We start from the raw sequence: 25,022 nt of genomic DNA, 5'->3' as shown, positions 1-25,022 counted from the left end.
GCATACCGGTTTTTTATACTTAAATATACTGCTTCATCTATTTTCTTATTGTAACTATTTTATCTTTAATCGTATAATCTATTCCGGTACTAAATGCCAGGCTACTCAAGATATCTTCCAGATTAGTGTTTGTGAACGTCCCTGTCACCGTCAGCAAACGCAAGGACTGAGATTCAATATTGACTTGGACAGCATAGCGTCGCTCTAAACGCTTGGCAACACTAGCCAATGATTCATTCTTTATCACAAAGGTATCTTTCGTCCAGTCTGTAGCTTCCTCTGGAAGTACCTCGCCGCTTCGTACTGCTTTATGAAATTCCATTATTCCCTGCATGCCTTTTGTCAGCACAACCTGATCACTTTGATCATATCGCCCAAAACGTACTTTCCCTCTTTCTACAGTCAGCACAACTTGCTCATCATCAGTATATGCCTTCAAATTAAACCGGGTCCCAAGTACCTGAGTGAAAGATGAATCTGTATTGACGATAAATGGTTTGCTTTCGTCATGCGCAATATCAAAGAATCCTTCTCCTTTCAATTTCACCAAGCGTTGCTGACCATCAAATTTTTCAGGATATTCCAGCTCGCTCTTGCCATTTAGCACAATTTGGGAGCCGTCAGATAGTGTTACTGTCAAACGCTGTCCAGCTTCCGTATGTACTTTCTTTAATAATGCATGTTTTTTAGCTGGAACCGAAGTCACAAATTGATAGGCTAACCAGCCTAAGCCAATAAGCATGACCAGACTTGCTGCGATCGTTCCAATTGCAGACAAAAATTTATAGTTAACTCTTTTATTGGGCGTGCCGGTAAGTTGTCCGTCCTGACTCATGTTAGCAGAAAGCTTATTCCAAGCTGATCGAAGCTGTTCTGCTTCTCCCGGTGCAGGCTCAAAAATTTGATCCTGATCTTTCAGCCAAGTCTCCACACGCTTCTTTTCCTCCGAAGATGAATGACCGCTTGCATACCTTTTTATTTCTTGTTCCGTAATTTTCATTATGAATAGATAAAAGCTGATTCGAATTAATTTAATCAGTCTAAATAAGCCTCTCTATAATAACAGTTCCTTAACGCCTATAAAAGTACAGGTGCTTTTTCAAAAAAAAAACACAACAACCTGTTTATCAATAACAAAAAAAATTATTCAGAACCGGCGTCATTCAAATTCGCACGAAGAAATGCGAGTGCATTGCCAATATGCTGCTTAACGGCACTGAGCGATATGCCGAGCTGAAATGCAATCTGAGCATTATCCATGCCCTGCTGATCCCGCATGAGATAAACCCGACGGCATTGTGGCGGAAGTTTATTAATTAGAGTTTGTATCTGATCTGATAGTTCGTTGTAATATATTTCATGTTGTGTACTATAATCAGCCTCGTTATAGCCCACAAGGGAGCTCTGGAGATGTTGCTTTTGGTTAGCGGCATCTCTAAAGTTTTTGATAATCTGGAGTTTGGTAGCATGAATAAGAAAAGACTCTGGCTTATCTATCACCAATGTATCGCGCCGTTCCCAAATGGAGAGAAATACATTATGAACAATATTTCCGGCTATATCTTGGTCGTTAACCTGACTGTAAGCAATACGATACATTTTAGGAGCATATGCCTTATACAGCTCTTCAAAGCTGGATGCATCCAGCGTGAGAATTGATATGTTTGTTTTGCTCGCCATCGTATCTATCGCTATTTCAGTCTTCAAAGATAAGCCTATTTAGAATGAATTCAAATAATTGAAAAAATATCTATAAATCGTCGGCAAACATTACGTATAAAAACGCTATAGCGTTAGCAAAAAAAAAATCCCCATCGTATGATGGGGATTTTTTCGGATTACACTTGACTTATATATCCTTTCGATTATCATCCGATTCAATATCAATCAGTTTATTGTAGGGGTCGATCCCTACCTGTTCTGGTTTTTGGTCAACAACAAGCGTTAACGTATTGTTGATCCGGTTGATTTTGTGCTTTTTTAGATACAGCTCCTGACGTTTGTTTCCGTCTCTGCTCTTCTTATCCGTAAAAACACCTACCTCGATGTAATCTGCCAGTGGCAATGATTTCACCGTGACACGATCTGATTTTTTAAATGACAAGGCTTGTCCGCCTTCATCATTGTAGCTCTTTTTTCCATTGCCATCTACCCGATATTTAGAGACTTCAAATTGAATATCGACTTGATATTTTCCATTCTTCAGCTTCTTTGAACTTACTTTTTCAACTTTGTTGTTATATAGCGTAATTGTTTCAAACATATCCTTAATCAGGTATCGTAACGAATCAGGAGTCGCCTGTCTAAAACTGTCCACAAACTCAGAGGAGGTCGTGTAGGGTGGATTCTCAAATGCTGTACGCTGCAAATAAGATTGAGCTGTCCTGTTAAAAAGATTTTCTCCCAGATAATCGCTCAAAGCATACAGCACCAAGGATCCCTTTTGGTAATGGATGTACATTTGATTTTCATTATACATCAATGGCTTTTCACCTAGTTTTTCGGCACTTCGTCCTTGCAAATAGCCGTCGAGTGCATCTTTGAGAAACTTACGCATCTGCCCTTTCCCATATCTTTTTTCCAAAACCTTAAGCGATGAATATTCAGACATACTTTCGGACATTAATGTCGCCCCCTGCACATTGGCGCCCACAACTTGATGCGCCCACCATTGATGTGCAATTTCATGTGCTGTTACCGCATAGGGGTAATCAACGGCATCTTCCTTCTTCTCGTTCACATCGGCAATAAAACCAATCGCTTCGGAGAAAGGAATGGTATTAGCAAAGGACTGCGCAAAAGTGCCGGCTGTGCGCGGAAACTCAATAATGCGTAATTGGCGATGCGGATACGCGCTGTATTCCTTCGTATAATAAGCCAAAGAAGCCTTGCTGGAAGCCATCATACGATCGAGATTGTAAGTATGGCCTTTATGGTAGTATATTTCCAGATTGACCCCATTCCACTTATCTTTTTTGACTTCATATTGCGCCGAATTAAAGGCAAAAAAGTTGAGGATTTCCGAATCCATTTTATACTGATAGTATTTACGACCATCCTTTTCCCATTCTTTTGTCAGATACCCCGGAGCAATTGCCAATTGATCCTTGGAAGTACTTACAGTAGCTTCAAAGCGGATCCAATCGGCATCATTGGATATATAATTATTCTGCAGGGCCCTTTGATCAGTCTGGGGAGCCATCCGCTCCCGATATGGTAGTCCGTATTTCTTTCGGATTTCATTGTTTACCAATTCGCCGCGGTCTAGATAACCTATATTCGGGAAAAGCATATTGTTGATAAAGGTTCCATTTCCCTTAACAGGAGACTTTTCATTTACCCAAGTATTGGCCGGACTGACAACGCTAAATTTCAACACAATGGAATCTCCGGGAGCCATAGGCTTCGCTAATTTATAAATATTGAAATTATACTTATCGTCGGCAGAAATCAGCTTGTTCGGCACATTTAAAGAAAATGTATAATCGTAATCATTATAATTGACAAAAATAGAATCGATAGCTGTGTTGGTCTTATTTTTCAGCACATATGCCGCATTCGCCTTAAAACTTCGCTTATCAGGAAAAATATCCAGATTGAACTTAATATCAACCACTCGCGGTTGAGGCCTATATTGGTATTTCTTATATTTCTTTTCCCATTCTACAGCCTGTTTTTCATGATCTAAGCTGGTGTAATAAGGATTTTTAATGTGATTCTCGTAATATATGGCAGATCCGATACCGATAAAACCCACAAAGGTAAAGATGAGAATCGCTGTTGTTACTGGGCTTAAGTTCGCCTTAAAAATAGCCCAACGCTCTTTTACCCCAGAAAAACTACCCCTACGCCACAACAACAGGCAGATAACAGCAAAAAACACAGCGAAAAGTATCCAGTAAATCCGGTAGGTTAAAAACGGAAGAATATAACCAAAACCATCCATATCCGAATAGTCCAGCTCTGGCCCTTGGTTAAACTGATAGATCTCCTGTTCTACACCCACCATATATAAAAATGGCAATCCAATAAATAAGGTCAATAGCACAAAAAATCCAGCGAGGTAATTTTTGAAGAGCGTATGAATAAACAGCGCCACAAACAGCCATACCAGGTTGGACAACATACCATATACCATCAAATGCATCACATATTGTCCTATTTCAAAATTATAATAACGATGGTACATCTGGAAGCTCATACAAGTTGCAATGACGACGGCCAACAGCGTCAATTGCATCAAAAGAACTGCAATAATTTTAGATCCCATCAAAGCCCAGTTTGGAATTGGAGTCGTATCCAGCAGTGCTCCCATACGTGTAATGCTTCCTCGATGAACAAGAAGCCCTGTAAAAAGAAAAGTCAGAATCAGCAGAAAAAAAGTAAATGTTGTTCCGGGGATCATCAACATTTTCCAAGTGACAGGATAAGTCGAAGTTCCGAATATCGAGCCAATAGTACTTGCCATCAAAATAATAAAAAGTACCCCGACCAAGGTTAAGATCAAAAAAACCGGATTTTTGACGATATACCGGTAATCATAACGTGCCATTGTCCACATCGTTCTTACATAATGGGATACCGAAAAATCATAATTTACCTTAGGCAGGTTGATTTTGAAGATGCTATCAAAGTTATTTTTGGTTAAACGGGCACCTTTTTTTGATGATTTAAACGAAATTTGATGCTGAGAGAAAGAGAATAAGAGATAAAAACCACCAATAAATAAGGCCGCGACAGCAAGCCAGATTAAACGATTATAAATAACAGCTCCAGTAAATGGAAGATTGTTGACATTCTTTTCATCAGGAGACCAATATTGGGTATAATACGATATGGCACTGTCCCCAAAAGGATCAATCAATGCCCCCACAAAACGATTATCCATGTTGTTCGCTAGGTTCTGAACGAGCACCTGCAGCACAATCAGAATTAACACCGCAACAAAACCGACATAGACATTTCGCGTCAATGTCACCAACACAAAAATAATAGCACTAAAAATAAGGAGATTAGGAATCACCTGTACGAGATAAGTCTGTAAATAAGCCCAAATATGAATTGGCCCCAATAAGGACTGATTAATACCCGGTACAAACTGCGCAACAATAATCCCCAAGGTTGAGGCGAATACAATAACTAGTACAACAGCCACCGATCCAAAGAATTTTCCAAGGAGATAGTCCGTTTTTGAGAATGGATAACTAAAAAGTATCGTGTGCACCTGATATTGGAAATCGCGATAGACGCAGGCTCCAACGATCGAAGGTATCAAGAAATAGATAATGGTCGACATGCCATTGACCATTCCATTAATCGCCCAAGGAGAGTTCATAATGGTATTGGATGCCGTCGTTGCCGTTATCCCATCGAAGATACCGAGCGAAGACAGCATAATGAACAAGGATAGCGCGAAGAACAGTGCCATATAGATATAGACAGCCGAACTTTTAAACCAACGCGTAAACTCAAAATTAAAGATGGCTTTAAACATGGCGTTGATCATTTTTTAGCGCAACAAAATAGACATCTTCCAATTGGCCCTGCGCATTCACAAATGAATCGTCAGGGCGCTCATCACTGTACACCCGAATATTGAGTGTATTGTCCTGGTTGTAATTGGTTGAAATGACATTATACTTTTGTGTATACTCGTCCAATTGATCTCTACTGATAATACGTACCCAGATCTTACCCTCCAATTGATCAATAGATTCTTTGGGTGTCCCCCTCAAGAGGATCTTGCCGCCATTGAGAATGGCTAACTCATGACATAATTCCCGTACGTCATCCACAATATGGGTAGAAAAAATAACCGTATGGTCTGTACCTATCTCCCTTAAAACGTTTAGAAAACGATGTCTTTCAGCGGGGTCAAGCCCTGCTGTTGGCTCATCGACAATGATTAACTTGGGATCGTTCAGCAACAATTGGGCAATACCAAAACGTTGCTTCATCCCACCGGAGTAACCGCTTACACTTTTATTGCGCACGTCCCAAAGATTGGTCACCTCAAGAACCCGATTGATAATTGCATCCCGATCAGCCTTCGATTTAACCCCTTTAAGTTTTGCAAAATAGTGCAGCAGATCCGTAGCCGATAGATTCGGATAAACACCAAATTCCTGCGGTAAGTAACCTAAAACTTTTCGCAAATCCAGCTGATTTTTGAGTACATCAATAGCACCAAAAGTAATGCGTCCACTGTCTGGTTTTTGAAGAGTGGCAATCGTCCGCATTAAAGAAGACTTCCCGGCACCATTAGGACCCAATAAACCAAACATTCCCGGCTTAATTTCCAAGTTTACACCGTCCAAAGCTTTTACCCCATTAGAATAGGTCTTACTAAGGGTTTCTATTGATAAATTCATAATTTATTTTAACTGTTAATAATATGTTAGTATACCAAAACAATGATATGTTACATGAATATAGTAAAAGTTAAAAACAAATTAAAATCTAAGGTTTCTAATGGGTTAAATTGCAACTCCTAAAATCCATCGCACATTAAACAGATCAGTAACCTCAATAAATTTATGCTTTGTATTCCAATCCTCCTTTTTATTCTTTCGGGATGTAAGTCTTGTGATCAATTCCTCACGCTCCGCTATATCCGCACAGGGCATAAATACCGCAAGATAGTTACCCACTTTACGGCCTTCATTATGCACCAGATCTGAGCCATAGATCGCAATACGTTCGGAAATAAGAGTAGCACTTACCACGGGCACTTCGGTATATCCTTGCAGGGGTTCGTCGAACATCTCAAAATGCAAAGTTCCTCCAAAACAAGCCTGATAAAATGTAAGTGCCGCTCTACAATTCCCGGAGAACGTAATGAAAATTCCGCTTTGCAAGCGTTCCATTTGCTGAACTAACATCGTATAAATTGATTATGCATCCGGTATTTCGGGCTCTACAAGTTTTTTCATTTTCTCCAAAGATTCCTGCCAGCCAAGGTAGCACATTTCAGCTGGAATAACCTCCGGAATTCCAGTCTGTTCAATCTTGAGTTCAGTTCCACAGATCGCCTTACGCAAGGAAACAGTTGTGGTCATTTCCCCAGGTAAATTAGGATCATCAAATCGATCCACATACTTGATAAAACTGTCTTGCTCAATCTCCAGATACTCACCACCGAAGGAATGGCCATTACCCGTACTAAAATTGGTAAAGGTCATTTTGAAACTTCCCCCAACTTTAAAATCCATCTGTTGTACGGTACACAGAAAACCATAGGGCGGCAGCCAGTTTGCATGTGCTACTGGATCCGCAAAAGCACGGAATACCTTTTCAGGACTTGCCTGAATAATTCGATGTAAGGAAACATGATTCGTTTTCATATTTAAATCGTTTTATAAGTGAATAACTACTGCTTTATTTTTTTTACGTTCTTACCTAACATTGCTGCAACCTAATACGGTCCCACAATTGCTTACACAACTGCCGTTTGATGATATGCTCCTGTATCTGCATGCATCTTACTACTCAAACGTGCAATTCTGGCCTGATAGAAATAAGAAACAGCGAGTACGCCCAATACCAAAATTGGCATAACCATAAATGCTGCATTTTTGTCAACACAGGCGTGACTAATAAAAGCAAATATTAAATTGAATGTCAATCCCGCATAGGCCCATTCTTTTAACTTACCCGGCACCTGTGGTACTGCAATGGCGAGAACGCCCAGGACCTTACAGATAATTAATGCGTATGCAAAATAATCTGGATACCCCAATGGTTTTGTGCCCGCATTAATATATTGCGGTGCAAATAAAAGCGTTCCTAGTGGCATCAGCCCTTCCCAGAGGACTATCAATACCGTTGCTATCCAAAAAGCAATTTTGTTCTTTTTCATTTTTTCTATTGTTTATATTGATATAACAAAGATGCGGAGGATCACAAAATTCAGGCTGTTGCAAAGACGACAACTTTAGGGGTAGATTACGACAAAAACTATTTGTACCTTTACTTTATAAACCGATAATGATATGCAAATCTCTGTTTTTGTCCCCGAATATGGCACGATAGAAGGAATTACACCTGCATTCAGGACCTTTCATACGGCCAATGAATTTCTGTCTGCCTTTGGCAAACAGCCTATTTTCAAGGTTGAATATGTAGGCTTAGCGACCTATGTCCCCGCCAATAGCGGCGAATATACCATCAAGACCAATCGTTTATTGCAGGATGTAGAAAAAACGGACTTGCTCATTATACCGCCAATTTTTGGAAGCATCGACAAGGGAATACGCGACAATGCAGAGGCCATTCCATATTTTAGAAAACTGTATCACAAAGGAGCCAGTCTTGCCAGCCTATGTGTAGGTGCTTTTCTCCTTGCTGAAACCGGTTTATTGGATGGAAAAAAATGCTCGACACACTGGGCGCATATCGAAGAATTCAAGGAAAAATATCCAAATATTGAAATTGAGGATGGTGCGGTAATCACCGAACATGAAAATATCTATAGCAGTGGTGGTGCAAGCAGCTTATGGAATCTGATCCTTTATTTAGTAGAGAAATACTCCGACAGAGAAACGGCCGTGCTCATCGCTAAATATTTTGCGCTGGATATCAGCAGGGATAATCAATCCCAGTTCGCCATATTCAGAGGACAACGCAACCATGGTGATCTGGATATCCAGCATGCACAAGACTATATTGAGAGAAAATACGAGGAGAAAATTACAGTTGAAGACCTGGCCAATCATGTCAATATCGGACGGCGTACATTTGAACGAAGATTCAAAGAAGCGACCAACAACACTCCAGTCGAGTACCTTCAACGCGTGCGCATTGAAGCTGCAAAGAAATTCTTCGAAGCCTCCCGGAAAAACGTTTCCGAGGTGATGTACGATGTAGGCTATACAGATACAAAAGCTTTTCGGGATATCTTTCGAAAAATTACGGGTCTTACGCCAATAGACTATCGCAACAAATTTGCCAAGGTAGCAGCCGATGTTGCCATTGAGCAATAGTCTTGGGTAAAACAATAAAGCCACTCCTGGGAGTGGCTTTATGATTAGATTTATCAGCTGTATTATTTCAACATCATCTCCCGGATATATTTCACAGGTGAATTACCAAAACTCAGGAATTTCTCATTGAATGCCTTCAAATTAAACTGTTTACCTTCTTTCTGCTTAACAGCCTCCCTAAGATCATAAATTTCTTTATACCCCGTAAAGTAAGACGTCAGCTGTACACTGCTAACTGACACACGTTTCCATTTACCGGCCGCTTCTGCCTGTTGTTGAAACGCTTCATCAACCAACAGATGCATTGCATCTTCCTCACTCATGTCTTTCACATGCACGCTATAATCGAGTATGGCATTGCAAACTGTACGCAGATGCCATTTATACCACATCAACCACATTTCAGGCGCATTGTCACCATAACCGTTTTCGAGCATCATTTGTTCTGTATACACAGCCCAGCCTTCAATCATTGCACCGTTGCCTAAAATACTTTTGATTAGGCTCGGCGACTGATTTGCGTAGACCAATTGGGTATAATGCCCCGGAATAGCTTCGTGGATATTAAGTATCTGCAAAATGTAATGGTTATACTCTCTCAAATAACTCTCTGTTGCCTCTTTGGTCCAACCACTCAGACTACCCACATTGTAATAGGTGTTCCCGCCTTTATCGTAGGGCCCAGGTGCACTGATGGAAGCACCGGCAACACCAGCCATATAGGCAGGTTCTTTACGCACAACGAGCGGTTTGCTATCATCTATATATAATAGTTCTTTTTGTTTGACAAAAGCGACCAGCTTGGGTATCTGCGCTTCGATAGCCGATTGAAACTCTTCACCTTTCACATGATTAATCGACAGGGTATCGATCATTTTTCGAATGACGACCAAGCTATCTGCCGGCAGGGCCGATTTTCCGAAATATTTTGGCCAGAGCTCTTTGCTGATTTTATACATTTCACCATGCAAATAACTTTTTCTTTGGAGAGCAGCCTGATAAATCTGTTCGGCCGTCGACCCAGATTGGATATCGAAATCAAATTTCTTGTCGTAAAGTTCCTTTCCCAATCTAAAGCTACGCGGAGAAGGATTAGGTGTTGCTTTCAAAAAATGGACATAACCATTAATCGCTGCAACAGCTTGTTGCGAGGCTTTCTGTATGGCTTCTTTTTCAGCCACAGGCAGATCAGATTTTTTCAATGAATCACGTAAGTCACTTTCGAAAACAGACAAACCACCCAAATTCTGTTGAACTGCCAAATCGGTCAATACCAAGGCCGGATTTTTAATCTGTCCTTTCGCTGCTTCGTAATAGGCCGGAATCTTCGTCAAACGCTGATAAATGGCTTTAAGCCGATTCGATAATGGGGCATAGTTTTCTGCAAGCATAAAAGCGATGGTCCCCCCAACATTGTACGAAGAAGGATTCCATTCATAAGCGCGCTCTTGCTCAATAGACCAAATATTGGATTCAAGATAGTTTTGAATCAGATGATAATCTGTTTGCTGCGAGAGGTTCAACGTATTTAAATCAAAGCTTTTAAGGCTATCCAAATGTCTTCTGGAAAATTCAAGACGCAGTTTTCTCGCATTCGCATCCGGTATTGTCAATAAGGAATCATACTGATGGAAGCCCACCTGTGTGGCCCATTCCGGATTTTCTTTCCAAAGCTGCTGGATAAAGCTGTCTTCATATGATTTAAACTTTTCATTGACAACGGTATCTGCAGCGGATTGTTTACCATGAGATCCCGATCCACAGGAAGCCATGAAGCCCAATCCAACGATAGTAAGTGTATATGTTATAAGTTTCATTGGAGTAATTTGCTTAAAATTAACATTATTGTTGATGAATTTCAGCATTTTACTCCAATAATTTAAAACGATAACCAGGTATGAAACCCTTGAATAAACCAATTCTTGATCCATGGTATAAGCAGACAATAGCACATAAACACTCTTCTGTTTCTCTCTTTTGCGTGCAAAGGTCTGCATTCCGCATGGGTGCTCGGTTAGCGACCTTTAAAAAATTATTAGAATACCATTAGAAAAATTATTAAATTAAACAACTGAAAAACAAATGTTTATAACTTAATTCCAAAATTTTCAAATCAAGCTGTCCAATTTCTTTAACTTCAAGCATTGTTGTAGTGTAAATCAGTTACACATAAAACAATAAAAAAATGGAACAACGAATTAATTTTTTCGCAAAAGGGCAAAATGCCATGAAATCGATGTATGGAATAGGTGCATATTTAAGCAAATGCTCAATAGAACCGGAACTACTACACCTCATTTATTTCCGGGTATCCCAAATCAACGGCTGCGCTTATTGTCTGGATATGCATTCCAAAGATTTATTGGCAACTGGAGAGAATCCACAACGATTATTCTTATTGGATGCCTGGCGAGAAGCACCACTTTACAACGAACGTGAACGTGCTGCTTTGGAATGGGCTGAAGCCGTTACCAAAATTACAAATGGCGATGTAGCAGAAGAAGTCTATAACAAAGCAACAGCGGTATTTTCAGAGGAAGAACTTATTGACCTGACATTGGCAATTACTGCAATCAATTCATACAATAGGATCAATATTTCTTTCCGTACGCAAGCAGGCAGCTACAAAGTGGGCCAGCATAAAGTACAGACAGCTTCTTAACACCGAAGGGTATATTTATACGATAAATTAAACCATAAAAATGAAAGATTTCATCTTGTTATTTCGTCAGGCAGCCAATGAGCAGAGTCAGCTGACAGAAGAAGAAACAAAGGCCGTAAACAAAAAATGGTTCGACTGGATTAGTGACATTGATGCGCAAGGGAAGCTGAAAGATCACGGTTCCCGTCTTGAGCCTGCCGGAAAGGTATTGAAACCAGGCGGTGTGGTTACAGATGGTCCTTTTGTGGAGATTAGAGAACGACTCGGCGGATTTATCGTTGTGTCGGCAGAAGATCTTGACGAGGCAACGACCCTGGCCCATGGCTGTCCTATCCTCGAATTTAATGGCAGCGTGGAGATACGTGCACTACTCGGTTAACGACATACAGGGGCAACTGTAGACTAGCACAGTTGTCCCTACTTTAGTACTATGGATCCTAATTTCTTAAAACAACTTTTTCAACAGGAATTCACCAAAATCGTCGCCGTTATCAGCAAGAGTTTTGGGCTCCGTTATATTGAAATTGCCGAAGATATTGTCAGCGAAACTTTTCTGGTAGCAACCGAATCCTGGCAGACCAAAGGCATCCCAGCCAACCCTACCGCCTGGTTGTATACCGTTGCAAAACAAAAAACACTGGCTTACTTTAGAAGAAATAAGCTATTTGAAGAGAAGGTCCTACCTATGGTGCAGCAAAATCAGCGGCATGAAGACGAAGTCGATGCCTTCAATTTCTCGCAGGAAAACATTAAAGACAGCCAGTTAAAAATGCTGTTTGCGATCTGTACGCCGGCGATCGCCAGTGAAGCACAAATAGGACTTGCCCTCCGGATACTCTGTGGTTTTGGTATTGAAGAAATTGCCGAAGCATTTCTTTCCAACAAGGAAACAATTAACAAAAGGCTGTTCAGGGCGAAAGAAAAACTGCGTTCAGAAAAAATCGAGCTTGAGCTTCCTGCGGAACAGGAAATTATCAAACGCCTCGATAATGTGCTTCATATTATTTATCTCCTATTCAATGAAGGCTACTACTCGAAAACACAAAACCAGATTTTAAGAAAAGAGCTCTGCGTTGAGGCCTTACGACTTGCACTTATGCTTTCAGCTTATGAAAAAACCAATACGCCAAAGACAAATGCCCTCCTTGCACTGATCTGTTTTCATTCCTCCCGATTCGAAGCACGACAGACCAACGAAGGCGATTTTATTCTATATGAACAGCAAGATGAAAAACGCTGGAATCAGGAACTTATCAATCAAGGTCTTTATTTCCTTCAACGTTCTGCATCGGGCGATGAGCTCACTTCATACCATATTGAAGCGAAGATTGCACAATGTCATTGTACAAAGGAAGATCGTTTTGAAAAATGGATGGAAATTCTGCAGCTGTATGACCGTTTATTGATTGTCAATTATTCCCCCGCGGCTGCCCTGAATAGAATCTTTGCATTATACAAAGTAAAAGGAGCTAAAACAGCGCTTGCAGAAATAAAAGCGCTCCAGCTAGAAGGTAATCACTTTTATTTTGTTCTTCTCGGGGAACTCTATAAAGAACTGGACAAAAACAAAGCCATCGCAAACTTTAGAAAAGCAAAAAATCTTGCCAAAACAACGCTGGAACAGGAAGTTATCCAACAGAAGATTGATAGGCTAGATTGACATGCACAAAAGTCTGCAATGACTTATTTTATATTTTATACGATGGCTACTTTTGTCTCTCCCAATAAGATACAAACAGTTGATGCAGTTCCGAAGGATCCAGATCAATGGTCGATGCCGAATACATGATGTTTAACTCCTGAGTAGATTCCTGGTAGGCCATCTTCCACAATAGTGAAGGAAGTCTATCTTTATATTTGCCTGGATTTTCTAGGGTCACAATGATCATCGTATCTCCCCCTACTTTCTGTAGGTCAATATACTTTACATCCTGCCATTCTCCTTGACCAAAAGCTTTCGCTAATGGTGTTGTTTTGCCAAGAAAATACCTATCATTGAGGACAATCTGTGCTGATTTATCCCGGAGGTTTAACAAATTTACGATCAATAAGATCAGAAGTACCAGCAATGCTCCCGCAGAAAAAACAGTAGGTTTTGCTTTAAAAATTCCATCAAATAGCCCTATGCTATAAAGGAGAATGATCAAAAGCAGTAAGCAAATTGCTCCAGAAATCACCAGCAATTGAGTTGTTTTCCGCCTATTTCTGTAAAGATTTGTTTCATTCATATGTTAGTTCCCCCAATTGACGTTGAGATTGTGTTTTTCTGCATAAGCCTTACCTAAGGTATATACGTTGTCAAACACACTATTGATAGAAGGCATATCATTTTTCTCAATCTTTTGGAGTAAAGCCTGTTTTTCTTCAGCCGAACCTTTACTGTCGCATAATTTTGCATAAGCCATATATTCATTTTTATAAACGGGCAGAACTTTTTCAAATAATGCTACAGACTGCTCCTTTAATGCTTTGGCGTCTGCGTCGGAAACATTCAGTTCCTTAATATCTTTTAACGCCTTTTCTACAACCTGAATCTTGATTCCGACAGATTTCTGGGCTTCATCGCCTACTTTCTTACTGGAAGGCATATCCGCAAATTCCACCGTCTCCTGTTCAAGCTGTTTGCCATAACGTTCAGGGCTAAAATCTGCCACAAGATTGGTATTTAAGACAACTTTTCCGAAAAAAGTTTCTGGGCTCGTAGATTGACAAGCTGTAAAAAATAAGCTCGCCGTCATGAAAATAATAAATAATAAGTGCTTCATATATAAATTCTGTTTGTTGCCAAAGTAACTAATATTCACGAAATAGGCAAACAGACCCTCAGCGTTTCTCGATTCGTCACCTCAGGGCAAAACCTATTGTTGACAAAAAAAGGACATACCTATTCTTAGTCCATATTGCACAACCTATTAATTTTTAATACCTTAGTAAATACAATACAGCAGATTAAAACCAGTCATTATGGGCTATGATATTAGTTACCACCCCATTTCCGAACAGCAAATAGAAACATGGTATTTTGAATTGCTCAGAAATCCCGAAAAGATTGAGGCCATTTCCGCACGCCATCAGCTGGAAGATTTCTATAAAACCAAATACCAAGACACCCTAAACGCAGGTCGTGAAACAGACAAAAATGATTATTTTGACAAAACTCACGGCTTTTTTATTGCTGTCGTCCAAGGCTTTTTCGAGCAGTATTTCTATGTCCGCGGTGGTGCCCTGTCGTTTTCCCAAAATGAGCTTCTAACCAACTATTACAAAAGGTGGGAAGACTTCGTTCAGCAGGAGTTTCTAACGAATAAGATTGGAAATAAACTGGTGGAAAACTATTGTTCGGGTGTCTTTATACCAGCAGAAAAAGTAGCACAATTAATAGACGATTATCAGCAGAACCCTGCAATCAAAGCTGAATTAGATACTTTATTTTCGGACAATCGTATTTCAATTTTCCTTCGTGCGCTGCAGTTTGCTAAAGAACGTGGTCTTGGTCTTCTGGAAGCGACAGAAGTCGTAGAACCACAACCTTTTGATCTCAATGAATCAAAAAGCTACTCAAATCTTTTCAACTGCGACAAAGAAGGCCCTCTCTTATATCGTAAAGCGGCATTACAGCAGATTCAGGAAATAGAACAACGCAATGGTCTCCCTGAAAATGAAATTTTACCCAATGTCAAAACTGAAACCATTCATGTCGACCCTCAAAATTTTGAAACAATACCGACTTCCCGACCTAGCAAAAAAAAGAGCTTTTGGAATAGATTATTTGGTAAAGATTAATGTCAACTTTTTTAAAACTTAGAGCGGTCTGAATGTGATTTAAAAAATCTGAATGTGATTTAAAAAAAATGATTTTACGATATTTGCTTTAGCTTTATAGCTACTTATACCATTATGATTATTATCCTTCTTCTAATTATTCTCGCCCTTGTCGGATTTGTATATCTGATTCGATCTATTGTCAAGAAACAGCATAAGGAAATATCAGTTGTTGAATATGCCGTCATCGTCGCTTATCTTATTTCATTAATGATTGCCGGGGTTGGTTTATTATTTCATTCAAGCCAGTTTAACCAGGCTGTAGACCCTGTGGATGGCGACTGCTATATCCCTTTCGGCGGAAAACATATATTATCCCTGCTGGTTTATTTCATCGCATTTAATAGCTCAGCAGTAGCAATCTGGGTAAGAGGCCGAAAAATCCCACCCATTCCACTTGTTCTGATGCTTATCATGTTATTAATTGGGAGTATCATCAGTGTCTTTGTGCTCATTCAGGTCAGCCACCACGATACCTCCACCTTGGATATGTATATCGGCAATGAAGGCACGCTATACTTTATTTTTACACCAATATGCTGCCTTATTATAGGGATCGGATTAATCCGTAAAGTCATCCTTGAAGAGAAGGTCTACGCCTTAGGCAGAACTTATTCCAGCACTGCCCTTAATAAAATGAATAGTCTACTCGCTTCAAAGGTCGATCTTCCTATCTGGGCGTTCCTATTTTTGATCCCGATCTTTTTATTATGTACAATTATTCTTATTTTGTTTGGACAAGATCATGATTCATTGGTGAAAGTATTCACCGAAACGACGACTTGGGCATTTTCACAAAAAATGCACCCTCCTATTCTTGATCATCAGGGACATTATCTCTGTACTGTTGCGGCAAAAGGAGATCCAGCCCTTGTAAAACCCTTACGGCTAGGCAAAAGACATGGCTACACCATTATTGTCAATAGACAGCTTCAAATTGCCAACGCTTTTGAAGAAATTCTGAGCGATTTATCCCCGGCAGTACATCGCTTTGTAAGGCATTGCTACGATAAATACGGCTACAATGTCTCTGTAAAAATCAATTCCGTCAAGGCGTCAAATAGGACCTACATGGTGATGAAACCGCTCGAATATGTATTTCTTTTTTTTCTGTATATGTTCTATGTAGAACCCGAAAAGAAAATCGCAAAACAATATAGCTAGTCTTCTCTGGTTTATAGAATTTTGGCTGGATTATTAACTGAATAACCAACCAGCTTTGGTCGTTCATTCCTGAAAACTATAACAAACTAATCGTATGTATCAAACAGCTAATTTTATCGTCCTGACAGGAGGTCCTGGCGTCGGTAAGACAACATTATTAACTGCGTTGCAAAGGCAGGGATTCAGCACCGTACCAGAAGATGCCCGTCAGATCATCAAAGAACAATTAGAGACTGCCGGTGACGGACTGCCCTGGAAAAATAAACTTCATTACGCAGAGCTGATGTTGACGGCTTCTTGTATTAGCTACGAACGACAGCTAAGCAAAAACGTAGATCAGTATGTATTTTTTGATCGCGGTATTCCAGATACATTGGCCTATATCGATATGGAGAATCTCGTGATCGAAAGGCAACTGCTTCGAGAAGCGAAGAAGCGTAGTTATTACAAAAAAGTATTTATCTTACCTCCATGGGCTGACATCTATGAAAATGACAACGAACGGAAGCAAACATGGCAGGAAGCCGAAGATACCTTTAAAGTGATGAAAGATACTTATGAGAAACTGGGCTATGAAACCATCGAGGTTCCAAAAATCACAGTAGCAGAGCGCGTGCTGTTTATCCTTAAAACATTGGAACTGGAAAACTATTGATTCCGCAGTTCCTTCTCAATACGACGGTCGGGTATAAGCCACATAATAGCCACGGTTCCGAAGAGCAGCAAACTTATATAAGGATTTATAAAAGACAGACCTATCCCCATAAAATATAATGCAGTTGAAATATACTCCTTTGTCTTTGATTTAACAGCTTTTTTGAGTGCCGAATCCTCCCCTTCTATTTGGATTACAAAATACTCCACGATGTTATATGATATGGAACACATAATAAGGACAACGCCATAAGCAATGATCGGATCTCTTTCAAAATGGGATTCACCTATCCAATTCGTAGTAACTGGCATCAACGAAAGCCAAAATAATAGATTTAAATTGCTCCAAAGAACCTTACCATTCACTTTCCTTACGATCTGAAATAGGTGATGATGATTATTCCAATAGAGTCCAACATAAACAAAACTAACGATATAAGAGATAATTTTGGGATATAATGGTTTGAGACTCGCAAAAGTAAAGCCCTCCGGTACTTTTAGTTCAAGTACCATAATTGTTATAATGATGGCCAGTACACCATCACTGAATGCTTCAATTCTACCCTTAGTCATTTTTAAATATCGGAGTTAAAAGCTGATACTGTAAACCCAAGCGGAACACATTTAATCGTGCAGCACCGGGATCAGCTCCAAGCAGCCCATTATTATAATCCTTCAATCCCCATGAATAACCCGCAAAAACTGTATAGCGTTCGTAGTTCACATTAAACTGCAAACGTGGACGCAGATCCAGATCAACGACTTTACCTCTATCATGGTCGAAACTCGTTTTATTGCCTTGTTTATCTTCAATACTACCGTCCTCTTTGACGCTCAATGTCTTAGCAACATCCAAACCAAGTTGAATATCCATTGTCATCGGTTCAAAAAAGACACGATAGCCAACGAAAGGATTAAAATTGATAAACTGCTGATTGAGCCTGGTTTGCCCCCGGCTTCCGTTCATAAATTCATTACCCTCCAGATCGATTTTTGTCTGCAATCTTTCGTATGCACCTTCCAAACCCAGTATCAGGTTGTTGGCAAAAACATAACGGTAGTTTACAGCACCGCCGATGTTTATTCCATATTTTTTTCCATAGGGATTATTGGTATAATAGTCCTGCTGTGTAGATCCATTCAACATACTTTTGGCTTCGCTTCCCGATCCAGTAAAGTTAGACACGCCAGAAGTAACGCCCACGCGAAGCTCATGGGACTGTGAGAAAGCCATAAAATGGGTTACACCAGCAAAAAATCCGACAAGTAATAATCTCTTCATCATAAACGAAATATTAAAATAAAATCCCTTAAAAAATTGTGCGTATTCGATTGCTAAAAGTAAGAAAATTTATGCGATTGAAATCAATCATTACTTATTATTTCTGCGGCAACATCTTTTATCCCTTAACAAAAATTCACTTGATCTACTGTCTTTCCTAAATGGATCCGATTGTTTAAAATTGTTATATTTATTGAACTACATCAATGAAAATGAACCGATTCAAACTTATTTTTGTTGTATTACAAATACAAATATCATCCACATGAAGTATATATTGGAAAATCCTGTCGTTGGCCATATCGGCGCACAGAAATATAAGACCACTATCCAATGGAGAAACGGAGAATTTATTACGGATGAACCGGAAAAGCTCGGCGGAAAAGATCTTGGGCCCGATCCCTATACACTTTTAATCTCATCGCTGGTATCGTGCACGTTAGCGACTTTACGCATGTACATCGATAAAAAAGAACTTGATATCCAAGATATTTCAGTTAGCTCCAATATGTATCTCAAAATTGAAAAAGGACAGGTTGTCACCTATTTTGACCGCGAAATAGCTTTTGGGCAAGCCCTCGATGAGGACACACGGGTACGTCTCCTGCAAATTGCTGAAGAATGCCCCATTTCAAAAATCTTAAAGGGCAATGCGGTTGTCAATACGGTTATCAGCACTAATCCTTAATACAGAAACAGGATAAATACCTGGAATTATAAAAAATTTATACCCACAATGAGAGCTTTAACTTTCGTCATATTTGGTAAGAATGAAGAAATTCTTCTGACACTCAAGAGGATCATTGAACTTACCCCCACATGGAACGCAATTATACAACAGGATCTTAGCGCTTGTAAACAGCATTTGATAGATGAACCGGTAGATGTATTATTATTGAGTTCGGGCCTTTCGCCAGAGGACGAGCGCGAGATAACAGATCATCTATCACGTCTCACTTATTCCATTGGCCTCATTAAACATTATGGCGGCGGAAGCGGACTACTAAAAAATGAAGTGTATAGCCTGTTTCCCGAATTGCTACCTGTTTAATTAAATTCCCAACACCGAAAATAGCCCGATTTAAAATAGTTATTAAAACTACTGAAAACCCTGTCTTTATTGAACTAGTTCAATGAAAATCGGCAGCTAAAAGGCTAATTTTGACTAATAAATACAAGATTATGAACAGACAGAACTTTATAAAAAAAGGCCTTTTAGGCTCCGGAATATTTGCATCAACAGTTTCTTCAGCTGATATCTTAAAGAATGATATTGACGAAATAGAGCCCTTAGAGACTTTGGATGCGGAAAATGTAAACTTTAATTCAGACAAATTGGAAAATCATAGTGTACTTCATAAGGCATCTACCCGTGGGCATGCAGATCATGGCTGGTTAGTAAGCAATCATACTTTTAGTTTTGCCAATTATCACAATCCCGAACGCATGCATTTTGGTGTATTACGAGTACTCAACGATGACACAGTAGCTGGAGGAAGAGGTTTTGGCAGACATCCCCACGACAATATGGAAATCATCAGTATTCCGTTGGAAGGTGATCTGGAACACGAAGATAGCATGGGGAATAAAGCGATTATCCGGAAAGGAGATATTCAGGTCATGAGCGCTGGAACGGGTATTATACACAGTGAATACAACAAGAATACAGATCAGGCAGTCAAATTTCTTCAGATTTGGGTATATCCAAATCAACGCAATGTGAACCCGCGATATGATCAGATTACCCTTGATATAGCACAAAGACAGAATAAATTTCAACAAATTCTTTCTCCAAATCCGGACGATGAAGGGGTTTGGATTCACCAGGATGCTTGGTTTTCAATGGGCCATTTTGACAAGGACATCGAAACAACATACCAGATCAAACAGACCGGCAATGGTGTTTATATTTTTGTGATCAAAGGTAGCGTGACTGTCGAAGGACAAACGCTAGAAACCAGAGATGGATTTGGAATTTGGGATGTTTCGGAAATCAGTCTGAAATCAACTTCCGCAGACACTGAAATCTTACTAATGGATCTCAGCATGACATTGGATTAGCGTACATTGCTATTTGCATAAATTATTTAACAGAACGGGGAGCCTATAAAGCTCCCCGTTCTGTTAAATAGCGATTTTAAAACCTGACAGAATTCAGCTTTTTGTCTACTAACACACCATCAATAGCTTTCAAATTAAAGCTGGTATTGCGTTTGGCTTTTAATTTAATCTTAAATAAGACTTCCGTTCCATTTAAGGTTTCCTTATTACCTAAATTCACAAAGGTCGGATACAGCGTCTTACTTCCATTGGTATGAAGACGGTCGTTGCTGTAATTGTTCATTTCTTTCATGTGTACAGGTTCGATACCAACATATTCAAAATCCCCTTGATTGTAAGGGAGCGCAAAACTCAGTGCATTGACAGCTTTGAGATTTTCACCGCTCACAATGATCTCTACGGTTTCTCCAGATTTCAAGCTTGTTTTTGAGGGAACCAATTTTAACTTACCGGCTACCTTTTCTTCTTTTACTGGTTTTGCACCACCTTCGATCACAACAGCAACATTAGAAATATCATAAGCATCAATCAAATTATTCTTGTTGACATCACCATTGCTAACATAACCTTCAAAATCACCATCTCCCAAACGCAATCCTGTATAGTTAATATACGAAGTTAAGTCATTGTGATCGATCAGTCTATCGTTGTTGATATCGCCCGGCAAGTAGCTTGACGATCCTGGTACCTTAAAGACATATAGTTCCCGGCCGGAACCAAATCCTCCCACAGCTTCAGAAACAGAAATCTTGATAAATCGGGCTACCGGATGAGTTCCAAAATCAAAACGTTTCATTTCGCCATCACGTTTCCAGTCAAAGCTACCTGCTTCTGTCCAGGTATTCTTATCATTACTATAGAATACCTTTCCTTTTAAAATAATACCATTTCCACCATCGGTCCTTGGAAGATATTCGAACTTATCCAGTTGATTGACAGATTTCAGATCTAAGGTCATATCGAACGGCACTGCCGTCTGTCCCCATTTGGTATGCCACATATCCCCTTCGTCATAATTGAACAACTTGTTGATACCATTACCGCCCTGATTATCCACAGAAGTCTCAGCCTTGATCCCTTCAATAGCAAATTCCAATGGGTTCGCCTTTGTTTTGCAGCAAATGTACTCCAATCTGAAACACCGGCTTTATTGACGGCTCTTATTTTAAACTGATAGTCCGTTTCTGCGGCCAATCCTTCAAACAGCAATTGGTTGTCTTTAATGGTTGAATAGATCAGATTATTGAATTCGATCTCATAATAATCGGCATTTGCGACCTTTTCCCAAGTTGGCGTTAAGGTATAAGCTTGTGTATTTTGATCAGTTATGACAGCCGTAGGCGATGTTAAAGAGCCTGTCTGAGCCAAATAGCTGTCTACAGGAGCATATTCGAATCCATCCAATTGCACTTCGATTGACGCTAAGGATATATCATGTTTATCAATTCGCACCAACAGTAATGGATTCTTGATCAAAGGTACTTTTTCGAATTCCAATCCTTTTGTAGCAAATTGGTTCAAGTTGGGCTTTTCATCATAGAAGTATACATTTTCAGAAGCATTAAATTCATTTAGTGTACGCACTTCCTTAAGCTTGATCGTTTTCCTATTGACCTTTGCTGTTAATTTCTTCGGTGCTTTGCTCACGTTAAAACGGATTTCAGTTGACTTCATTTTCTCAAATCCATCGAATTCACCTTGCGCTGGAGCGATCGTCACCAATACATTATTATTGTTAAGGCTCGAAGTTATCGTTGTATTTACCCCCTTACCATAACGATACGCCTCCGTCTTCCCATCATCATCGTATTCAACAAAGCTCGAATTTCCGTAAGGATACACTTCATAGATACGCTGATCTTTCTTGATTTCCTGTACATTATTATTCGGATTGGTCACTGGAATAATAGCACCATTTTTAACAAAGACTGGTAGTTTCCAGATAGGCACATTAAAATTATTGATAATGCGGCCGCCCTTATATTTTTCACCGGTAAAATAATCAATCCACTCACCATCCGGCAGGTAGATACCGTTCCGGATATCATTTCCTTTCTCATCAACACGAGTTTCCTGATATATCGGTGCTACAAGAAAATTAGGGCCATAGAGGTATTGATATTGTGTTGCCTTGCCGAGCGTATAGCTATTTGCCTGCTCCAAAAACATGGCCCGAATGATGGGAAGTCCGTCTATGGCTTGTTTGGCTACACTATAGCTATAGGGAACCAATTGTGATTTCAATTTCAGGTACAAACGATTAATCGAAGTAGCCGGTTCTCCCAATGCATGCGGATACTTTTCGTTCGATCCCCAGCCATCCATATTAAGTTCCATGGGCGTCCATGTCTTCCATTGAAAATCACGGATATTGACCTTAAAGTTTTTACCACCAAAGATTCCGTCCATATCGGAAGTGATATTGGGCTGACCTGAAAGCCCCGAACCGATATAGGTCGGTATATGAAACCGGATGTATTCCCATACCCCTCCAGTCTGGTCACCCGACCAAATACCAGCATAACGTTGTGTACCTGCCCAACCATCTAATGAAATAATAAATGGACGGGCATTGTTCCCATAATAAGGCATGGTATGCCCCACATCCGCTACGCCATTGAGACCAAATGAGTATCCTGGACCCACCCAGGCAACATCTGTCTTTAAGACTCTCACACCGGCATCACGTACTTCTTTGACGATATCACGTTGTAATAGCGCACTTATACTATCTTTGGGATGGAGATCAGATTGTGTCCATAAACCGATTTCCACACCATTCTTACGCGCATAATCCCCAAACTCTTTCAAGTTTTTGATATTTCCATCTAAGCTTTCCGTTTGGCCATAACCAGCACCGTAACCATCATTAGGAAGGATCCAGCCCAAAGGCATATCATGTGCCTTATAACGGTCGATTACAGCACGCGCTGAGAATTGATAATTATTCATTTCTCCATTTAGAGATTCTTTGATACCGCCATTGTCCTTTTGGCTTTCCTTATAACGCTTGCCATCTTCAAATAAAACACCTTTTTCATCTTCTTTCCAGAAATCGCGGTTATAAGCATTGAGGTGTCCTTCATACAAGCCAAATTTTGGTAAGAGAATAGGATTGCCTGTCAATTGATAGAAATCGTTCAACAAAGGAACTATGCCGTCATTAACCATAAAAAAGACGTCGAGGTAGTCTGTATCATGTGTCAGTTTGACGGTCCCTTTAGTTTTGGCACCAAATGCATAACTACCTTTTTTGAAAGTATGCCACATAAAGCCATAACCGTTGGTAGACCAGTAATAAGGAGTTGGGGAAGCAACACCGCCGTCTGTCCAGCTATTCTGATTTTCGATGGCAATTGTTCTCCCTTTATGTGAAAAACGCCCGTTTTGTACGCCACCGCCAAAGAAATATTCGTCCGTCTGTTCCTTCAATTCAAGACTGACTTGTTTCTCTTGGAAAGCAATCGGTTTTAAACTTTCAATGACAATTTTATTGGTCTTGCGATTGAGAATACTAAACTGCGAGGTCTGTTTGTCCATCGAGAAAAGGATATCGTTGGTGGAGACGCTAACTTTATTACCTTCATCCTTTACATCAAGTCCGTTGACAGCCTTCCGAGGTTGCTCTACCAGGATCTTTGCCTCAGGTTTTGCTTCGGGATCACGAATAATACCACCATGAACATCTTGGAACATTCTAAAAATATGATCACCGTAGAAATCTAACGTCATTCGTTGCCCATTATCGTATACAATCTCGACTGTTGTCGGATTAATTTTCTGAATAGCGATAATACGGCTTCCGTTATCCAGGTTCGCTGTATTGAAATAGTTTATCGTACTTGTTTTGGCATCAACTCGAGTGGGTTGAAAAATAAAAGGAGAAGCCAATCCCATCAATAAACTGACACGGGCTTTTGTGCTCCAAATAGATATCTTCATGCGTATGATTTATAATGCATTAAATTAACATAACAATAATACAATAGTAATTCGAAGTAAAAAAGTGATTCTGGAATGCAAACGATTGTCCAATAAGAATGTTGCAGGTCAACCAACCCATATAGTAAGCATCTCGTAGAAAAGGTTAACGAGAGTGATACGGATAAGGATAGAAGCGGGATAACTTTATCCACGAATCATGCAGTGGTTGCTGGTATACATATATCAGGGGTACGTTTAGTCAGGCGAGATAGTGTTAAGGGATCAGCGGAGGTAAAGGAGGTTCAGCAACATTTTCAACTGTTCTGATCATGCCGCGATCCGATTATCCAGAACTCATCCTGCAGCTTGCGGCTATCAATAAGGGAGCATTTGGTTTAAGGGCTACTGGTGATGCACCATACCACTGTGGGACAGTGACAGTTGCGGAACAGCTGCCGATGGACCGGGCTCA

General features: G+C 39.9%; 24 protein-coding genes. 10 read left to right on the top strand and 14 right to left on the bottom strand.

Translation table 11 applies throughout. The annotated features are described in order from the left end of the window. Positions 1–37: 37 nt before the first annotated feature. The 7 genes from B3C94_RS23080 to B3C94_RS23050 form a co-directional block, all read right to left on the bottom strand. Entirely contained in the window at positions 38–1,000 is a 963-nt protein-coding gene (locus B3C94_RS23080) for a FecR family protein (protein WP_293908235.1), read from the bottom strand. A 143-nt stretch (positions 1,001–1,143) separates the two neighbouring features. Beyond that, the gene (locus tag B3C94_RS23075) at positions 1,144–1,707 is read right to left on the bottom strand and encodes an RNA polymerase sigma factor (protein WP_293908233.1); all 564 of its coding nucleotides are present in this window, start codon (positions 1,705–1,707) and stop codon (positions 1,144–1,146) included. A gap of 142 nt (positions 1,708–1,849) precedes the next feature. After that, positions 1,850–5,506: a M1 family aminopeptidase gene (locus B3C94_RS23070; protein WP_293908231.1), complete on the bottom strand. Its 3,657-nt coding sequence runs from the start codon at positions 5,504–5,506 to the stop codon at positions 1,850–1,852. Beyond that, on the bottom strand, positions 5,487–6,371 hold the full coding sequence (locus B3C94_RS23065; protein ID WP_293908229.1) for an ABC transporter ATP-binding protein: 885 nt from the start codon (positions 6,369–6,371) through the stop codon (positions 5,487–5,489). Before B3C94_RS23065 ends, B3C94_RS23070 begins: the two co-directional genes overlap by 20 nt. Before the next feature lie 105 nt (positions 6,372–6,476). After that, positions 6,477–6,881 (bottom strand): glyoxalase, encoded by a 405-nt coding sequence (locus B3C94_RS23060; RefSeq protein ID WP_293908227.1) that lies wholly within the window; start codon positions 6,879–6,881, stop codon positions 6,477–6,479. A 12-nt stretch (positions 6,882–6,893) separates the two neighbouring features. Next, complete coding sequence (locus tag B3C94_RS23055) at positions 6,894–7,343, bottom strand: SRPBCC family protein (RefSeq protein WP_293908225.1); 450 nt, start codon at positions 7,341–7,343, stop codon at positions 6,894–6,896. A 92-nt stretch (positions 7,344–7,435) separates the two neighbouring features. Continuing rightward, positions 7,436–7,858 (bottom strand): DoxX family protein, encoded by a 423-nt coding sequence (locus tag B3C94_RS23050; protein WP_293908223.1) that lies wholly within the window; start codon positions 7,856–7,858, stop codon positions 7,436–7,438. 133 nt (positions 7,859–7,991) lie between these two features. Here B3C94_RS23050 and B3C94_RS23045 point away from each other — a divergent pair, with 133 nt between their 5' ends. After that, positions 7,992–8,981 carry a GlxA family transcriptional regulator gene (locus B3C94_RS23045; protein WP_293908221.1) on the top strand — a complete coding sequence of 330 codons (990 nt, stop codon included), beginning with the start codon at positions 7,992–7,994 and terminating at the stop codon, positions 8,979–8,981. A gap of 62 nt (positions 8,982–9,043) precedes the next feature. Here B3C94_RS23045 and B3C94_RS23040 read toward each other — a convergent pair whose 3' ends face one another. Then, entirely contained in the window at positions 9,044–10,798 is a 1,755-nt protein-coding gene (locus B3C94_RS23040) for a DUF885 domain-containing protein (RefSeq protein WP_293908219.1), read from the bottom strand. A gap of 368 nt (positions 10,799–11,166) precedes the next feature. Here B3C94_RS23040 and B3C94_RS23035 point away from each other — a divergent pair, with 368 nt between their 5' ends. From B3C94_RS23035 to B3C94_RS23025, 3 genes are read left to right on the top strand one after another with little or no spacing between them, the layout of a single operon-like run. Continuing rightward, a complete protein-coding gene (locus B3C94_RS23035) occupies positions 11,167–11,643 on the top strand; it encodes a carboxymuconolactone decarboxylase family protein (protein ID WP_293908217.1) in 477 nt (158 codons plus the stop codon). 40 nt (positions 11,644–11,683) lie between these two features. After that, positions 11,684–12,022 (top strand): YciI family protein, encoded by a 339-nt coding sequence (locus B3C94_RS23030; RefSeq protein WP_293908215.1) that lies wholly within the window; start codon positions 11,684–11,686, stop codon positions 12,020–12,022. Between the two features lie 51 nt (positions 12,023–12,073). Next, positions 12,074–13,303, top strand: a complete 1,230-nt coding sequence (locus tag B3C94_RS23025) for an RNA polymerase sigma factor (protein WP_293908213.1) — start codon at positions 12,074–12,076, stop codon at positions 13,301–13,303. Between the two features lie 46 nt (positions 13,304–13,349). On the opposite strand, the gene B3C94_RS23020 is transcribed toward B3C94_RS23025, so the two are convergent. Together B3C94_RS23020 and B3C94_RS23015 are read right to left on the bottom strand one after the other, a co-directional pair. Continuing rightward, a complete protein-coding gene (locus B3C94_RS23020; protein WP_293908211.1) occupies positions 13,350–13,871 on the bottom strand; it encodes an STM3941 family protein in 522 nt (173 codons plus the stop codon). 3 nt (positions 13,872–13,874) lie between these two features. Beyond that, positions 13,875–14,408, bottom strand: a complete 534-nt coding sequence (locus B3C94_RS23015; protein ID WP_293908209.1) for a hypothetical protein — start codon at positions 14,406–14,408, stop codon at positions 13,875–13,877. Between the two features lie 199 nt (positions 14,409–14,607). Here B3C94_RS23015 and B3C94_RS23010 point away from each other — a divergent pair, with 199 nt between their 5' ends. The 3 genes from B3C94_RS23010 (at position 14,608) to B3C94_RS23000 (ending at position 17,284) form a co-directional block, all read left to right on the top strand. After that, complete coding sequence (locus B3C94_RS23010; RefSeq protein WP_293908207.1) at positions 14,608–15,426, top strand: hypothetical protein; 819 nt, start codon at positions 14,608–14,610, stop codon at positions 15,424–15,426. Between the two features lie 114 nt (positions 15,427–15,540). Then, the gene (locus B3C94_RS23005) at positions 15,541–16,629 is read left to right on the top strand and encodes a DUF6688 domain-containing protein (protein WP_293908204.1); all 1,089 of its coding nucleotides are present in this window, start codon (positions 15,541–15,543) and stop codon (positions 16,627–16,629) included. A 94-nt stretch (positions 16,630–16,723) separates the two neighbouring features. Further along, complete coding sequence (locus B3C94_RS23000; protein ID WP_293908202.1) at positions 16,724–17,284, top strand: AAA family ATPase; 561 nt, start codon at positions 16,724–16,726, stop codon at positions 17,282–17,284. Here B3C94_RS23000 and B3C94_RS22995 read toward each other — a convergent pair. Next, positions 17,278–17,856 carry a TMEM175 family protein gene (locus tag B3C94_RS22995; RefSeq protein ID WP_293908200.1) on the bottom strand — a complete coding sequence of 193 codons (579 nt, stop codon included), beginning with the start codon at positions 17,854–17,856 and terminating at the stop codon, positions 17,278–17,280. The two genes, B3C94_RS23000 and B3C94_RS22995, sit on opposite strands and share 7 nt — an antisense overlap. Beyond that, positions 17,849–18,568, bottom strand: a complete 720-nt coding sequence (locus B3C94_RS22990; protein WP_293908198.1) for an outer membrane beta-barrel protein — start codon at positions 18,566–18,568, stop codon at positions 17,849–17,851. Before B3C94_RS22990 ends, B3C94_RS22995 begins: the two co-directional genes overlap by 8 nt. A gap of 262 nt (positions 18,569–18,830) precedes the next feature. Between B3C94_RS22990 and B3C94_RS22985 the strand changes: the two genes are divergently transcribed. From B3C94_RS22985 to B3C94_RS22975, 3 genes are all read left to right on the top strand, one after another. Beyond that, positions 18,831–19,253 carry an OsmC family protein gene (locus B3C94_RS22985; RefSeq protein ID WP_293908196.1) on the top strand — a complete coding sequence of 141 codons (423 nt, stop codon included), beginning with the start codon at positions 18,831–18,833 and terminating at the stop codon, positions 19,251–19,253. 48 nt (positions 19,254–19,301) lie between these two features. Next, positions 19,302–19,616, top strand: coding sequence for a hypothetical protein (locus tag B3C94_RS22980; RefSeq protein ID WP_293908193.1), 315 nt, complete (start codon positions 19,302–19,304; stop codon positions 19,614–19,616). Positions 19,617–19,747: 131 nt separating this feature from the next. After that, positions 19,748–20,626: a pirin family protein gene (locus tag B3C94_RS22975; protein WP_293908191.1), complete on the top strand. Its 879-nt coding sequence runs from the start codon at positions 19,748–19,750 to the stop codon at positions 20,624–20,626. A gap of 76 nt (positions 20,627–20,702) precedes the next feature. On the opposite strand, the gene B3C94_RS22970 is transcribed toward B3C94_RS22975, so the two are convergent. Together B3C94_RS22970 and B3C94_RS22965 are read right to left on the bottom strand one after the other, a co-directional pair. Then, a complete protein-coding gene (locus B3C94_RS22970; protein ID WP_293908338.1) occupies positions 20,703–21,683 on the bottom strand; it encodes a discoidin domain-containing protein in 981 nt (326 codons plus the stop codon). Beyond that, a complete protein-coding gene (locus tag B3C94_RS22965) occupies positions 21,581–24,568 on the bottom strand; it encodes a TIM-barrel domain-containing protein (RefSeq protein ID WP_293908189.1) in 2,988 nt (995 codons plus the stop codon). Before B3C94_RS22965 ends, B3C94_RS22970 begins: the two co-directional genes overlap by 103 nt. Positions 24,569–25,022 lie beyond the last annotated feature (454 nt).

The sequence above is a fragment of the Sphingobacterium sp. UBA5670 genome, from assembly GCF_002420705.1.
Classification (GTDB): Bacteria; Bacteroidota; Bacteroidia; order Sphingobacteriales; family Sphingobacteriaceae; genus Sphingobacterium.
The sequence above is the reverse complement of the archived record's forward strand: the minus strand, read 5'-3'. Positions and strand labels throughout refer to the sequence as shown.

Excerpts from the sequence above, each read along its gene's own strand:
- B3C94_RS23080 (WP_293908235.1), bottom strand. The coding sequence starts at position 1,000 with ATGAAAATTACGGAACAAGAAATAAAAAGGTATGCAAGCGGTCATTCA.
- B3C94_RS23070 (WP_293908231.1), bottom strand. The coding sequence starts at position 5,506 with ATGATCAACGCCATGTTTAAAGCCATCTTTAATTTTGAGTTTACGCGT.
- B3C94_RS23065 (WP_293908229.1), bottom strand. The coding sequence starts at position 6,371 with ATGAATTTATCAATAGAAACCCTTAGTAAGACCTATTCTAATGGGGTA.
- B3C94_RS23060 (WP_293908227.1), bottom strand. The coding sequence starts at position 6,881 with ATGTTAGTTCAGCAAATGGAACGCTTGCAAAGCGGAATTTTCATTACG.
- B3C94_RS23055 (WP_293908225.1), bottom strand. The coding sequence starts at position 7,343 with ATGAAAACGAATCATGTTTCCTTACATCGAATTATTCAGGCAAGTCCT.
- B3C94_RS23050 (WP_293908223.1), bottom strand. The coding sequence starts at position 7,858 with ATGAAAAAGAACAAAATTGCTTTTTGGATAGCAACGGTATTGATAGTC.
- B3C94_RS23045 (WP_293908221.1), top strand. The coding sequence starts at position 7,992 with ATGCAAATCTCTGTTTTTGTCCCCGAATATGGCACGATAGAAGGAATT.
- B3C94_RS23040 (WP_293908219.1), bottom strand. The coding sequence starts at position 10,798 with ATGAAACTTATAACATATACACTTACTATCGTTGGATTGGGCTTCATG.
- B3C94_RS23035 (WP_293908217.1), top strand. The coding sequence starts at position 11,167 with ATGGAACAACGAATTAATTTTTTCGCAAAAGGGCAAAATGCCATGAAA.
- B3C94_RS23030 (WP_293908215.1), top strand. The coding sequence starts at position 11,684 with ATGAAAGATTTCATCTTGTTATTTCGTCAGGCAGCCAATGAGCAGAGT.
- B3C94_RS23025 (WP_293908213.1), top strand. The coding sequence starts at position 12,074 with ATGGATCCTAATTTCTTAAAACAACTTTTTCAACAGGAATTCACCAAA.
- B3C94_RS23020 (WP_293908211.1), bottom strand. The coding sequence starts at position 13,871 with ATGAATGAAACAAATCTTTACAGAAATAGGCGGAAAACAACTCAATTG.
- B3C94_RS23015 (WP_293908209.1), bottom strand. The coding sequence starts at position 14,408 with ATGAAGCACTTATTATTTATTATTTTCATGACGGCGAGCTTATTTTTT.
- B3C94_RS23010 (WP_293908207.1), top strand. The coding sequence starts at position 14,608 with ATGGGCTATGATATTAGTTACCACCCCATTTCCGAACAGCAAATAGAA.
- B3C94_RS23005 (WP_293908204.1), top strand. The coding sequence starts at position 15,541 with ATGATTATTATCCTTCTTCTAATTATTCTCGCCCTTGTCGGATTTGTA.
- B3C94_RS23000 (WP_293908202.1), top strand. The coding sequence starts at position 16,724 with ATGTATCAAACAGCTAATTTTATCGTCCTGACAGGAGGTCCTGGCGTC.
- B3C94_RS22995 (WP_293908200.1), bottom strand. The coding sequence starts at position 17,856 with ATGACTAAGGGTAGAATTGAAGCATTCAGTGATGGTGTACTGGCCATC.
- B3C94_RS22990 (WP_293908198.1), bottom strand. The coding sequence starts at position 18,568 with ATGATGAAGAGATTATTACTTGTCGGATTTTTTGCTGGTGTAACCCAT.
- B3C94_RS22985 (WP_293908196.1), top strand. The coding sequence starts at position 18,831 with ATGAAGTATATATTGGAAAATCCTGTCGTTGGCCATATCGGCGCACAG.
- B3C94_RS22980 (WP_293908193.1), top strand. The coding sequence starts at position 19,302 with ATGAGAGCTTTAACTTTCGTCATATTTGGTAAGAATGAAGAAATTCTT.
- B3C94_RS22975 (WP_293908191.1), top strand. The coding sequence starts at position 19,748 with ATGAACAGACAGAACTTTATAAAAAAAGGCCTTTTAGGCTCCGGAATA.
- B3C94_RS22965 (WP_293908189.1), bottom strand. The coding sequence starts at position 24,568 with ATGAAGATATCTATTTGGAGCACAAAAGCCCGTGTCAGTTTATTGATG.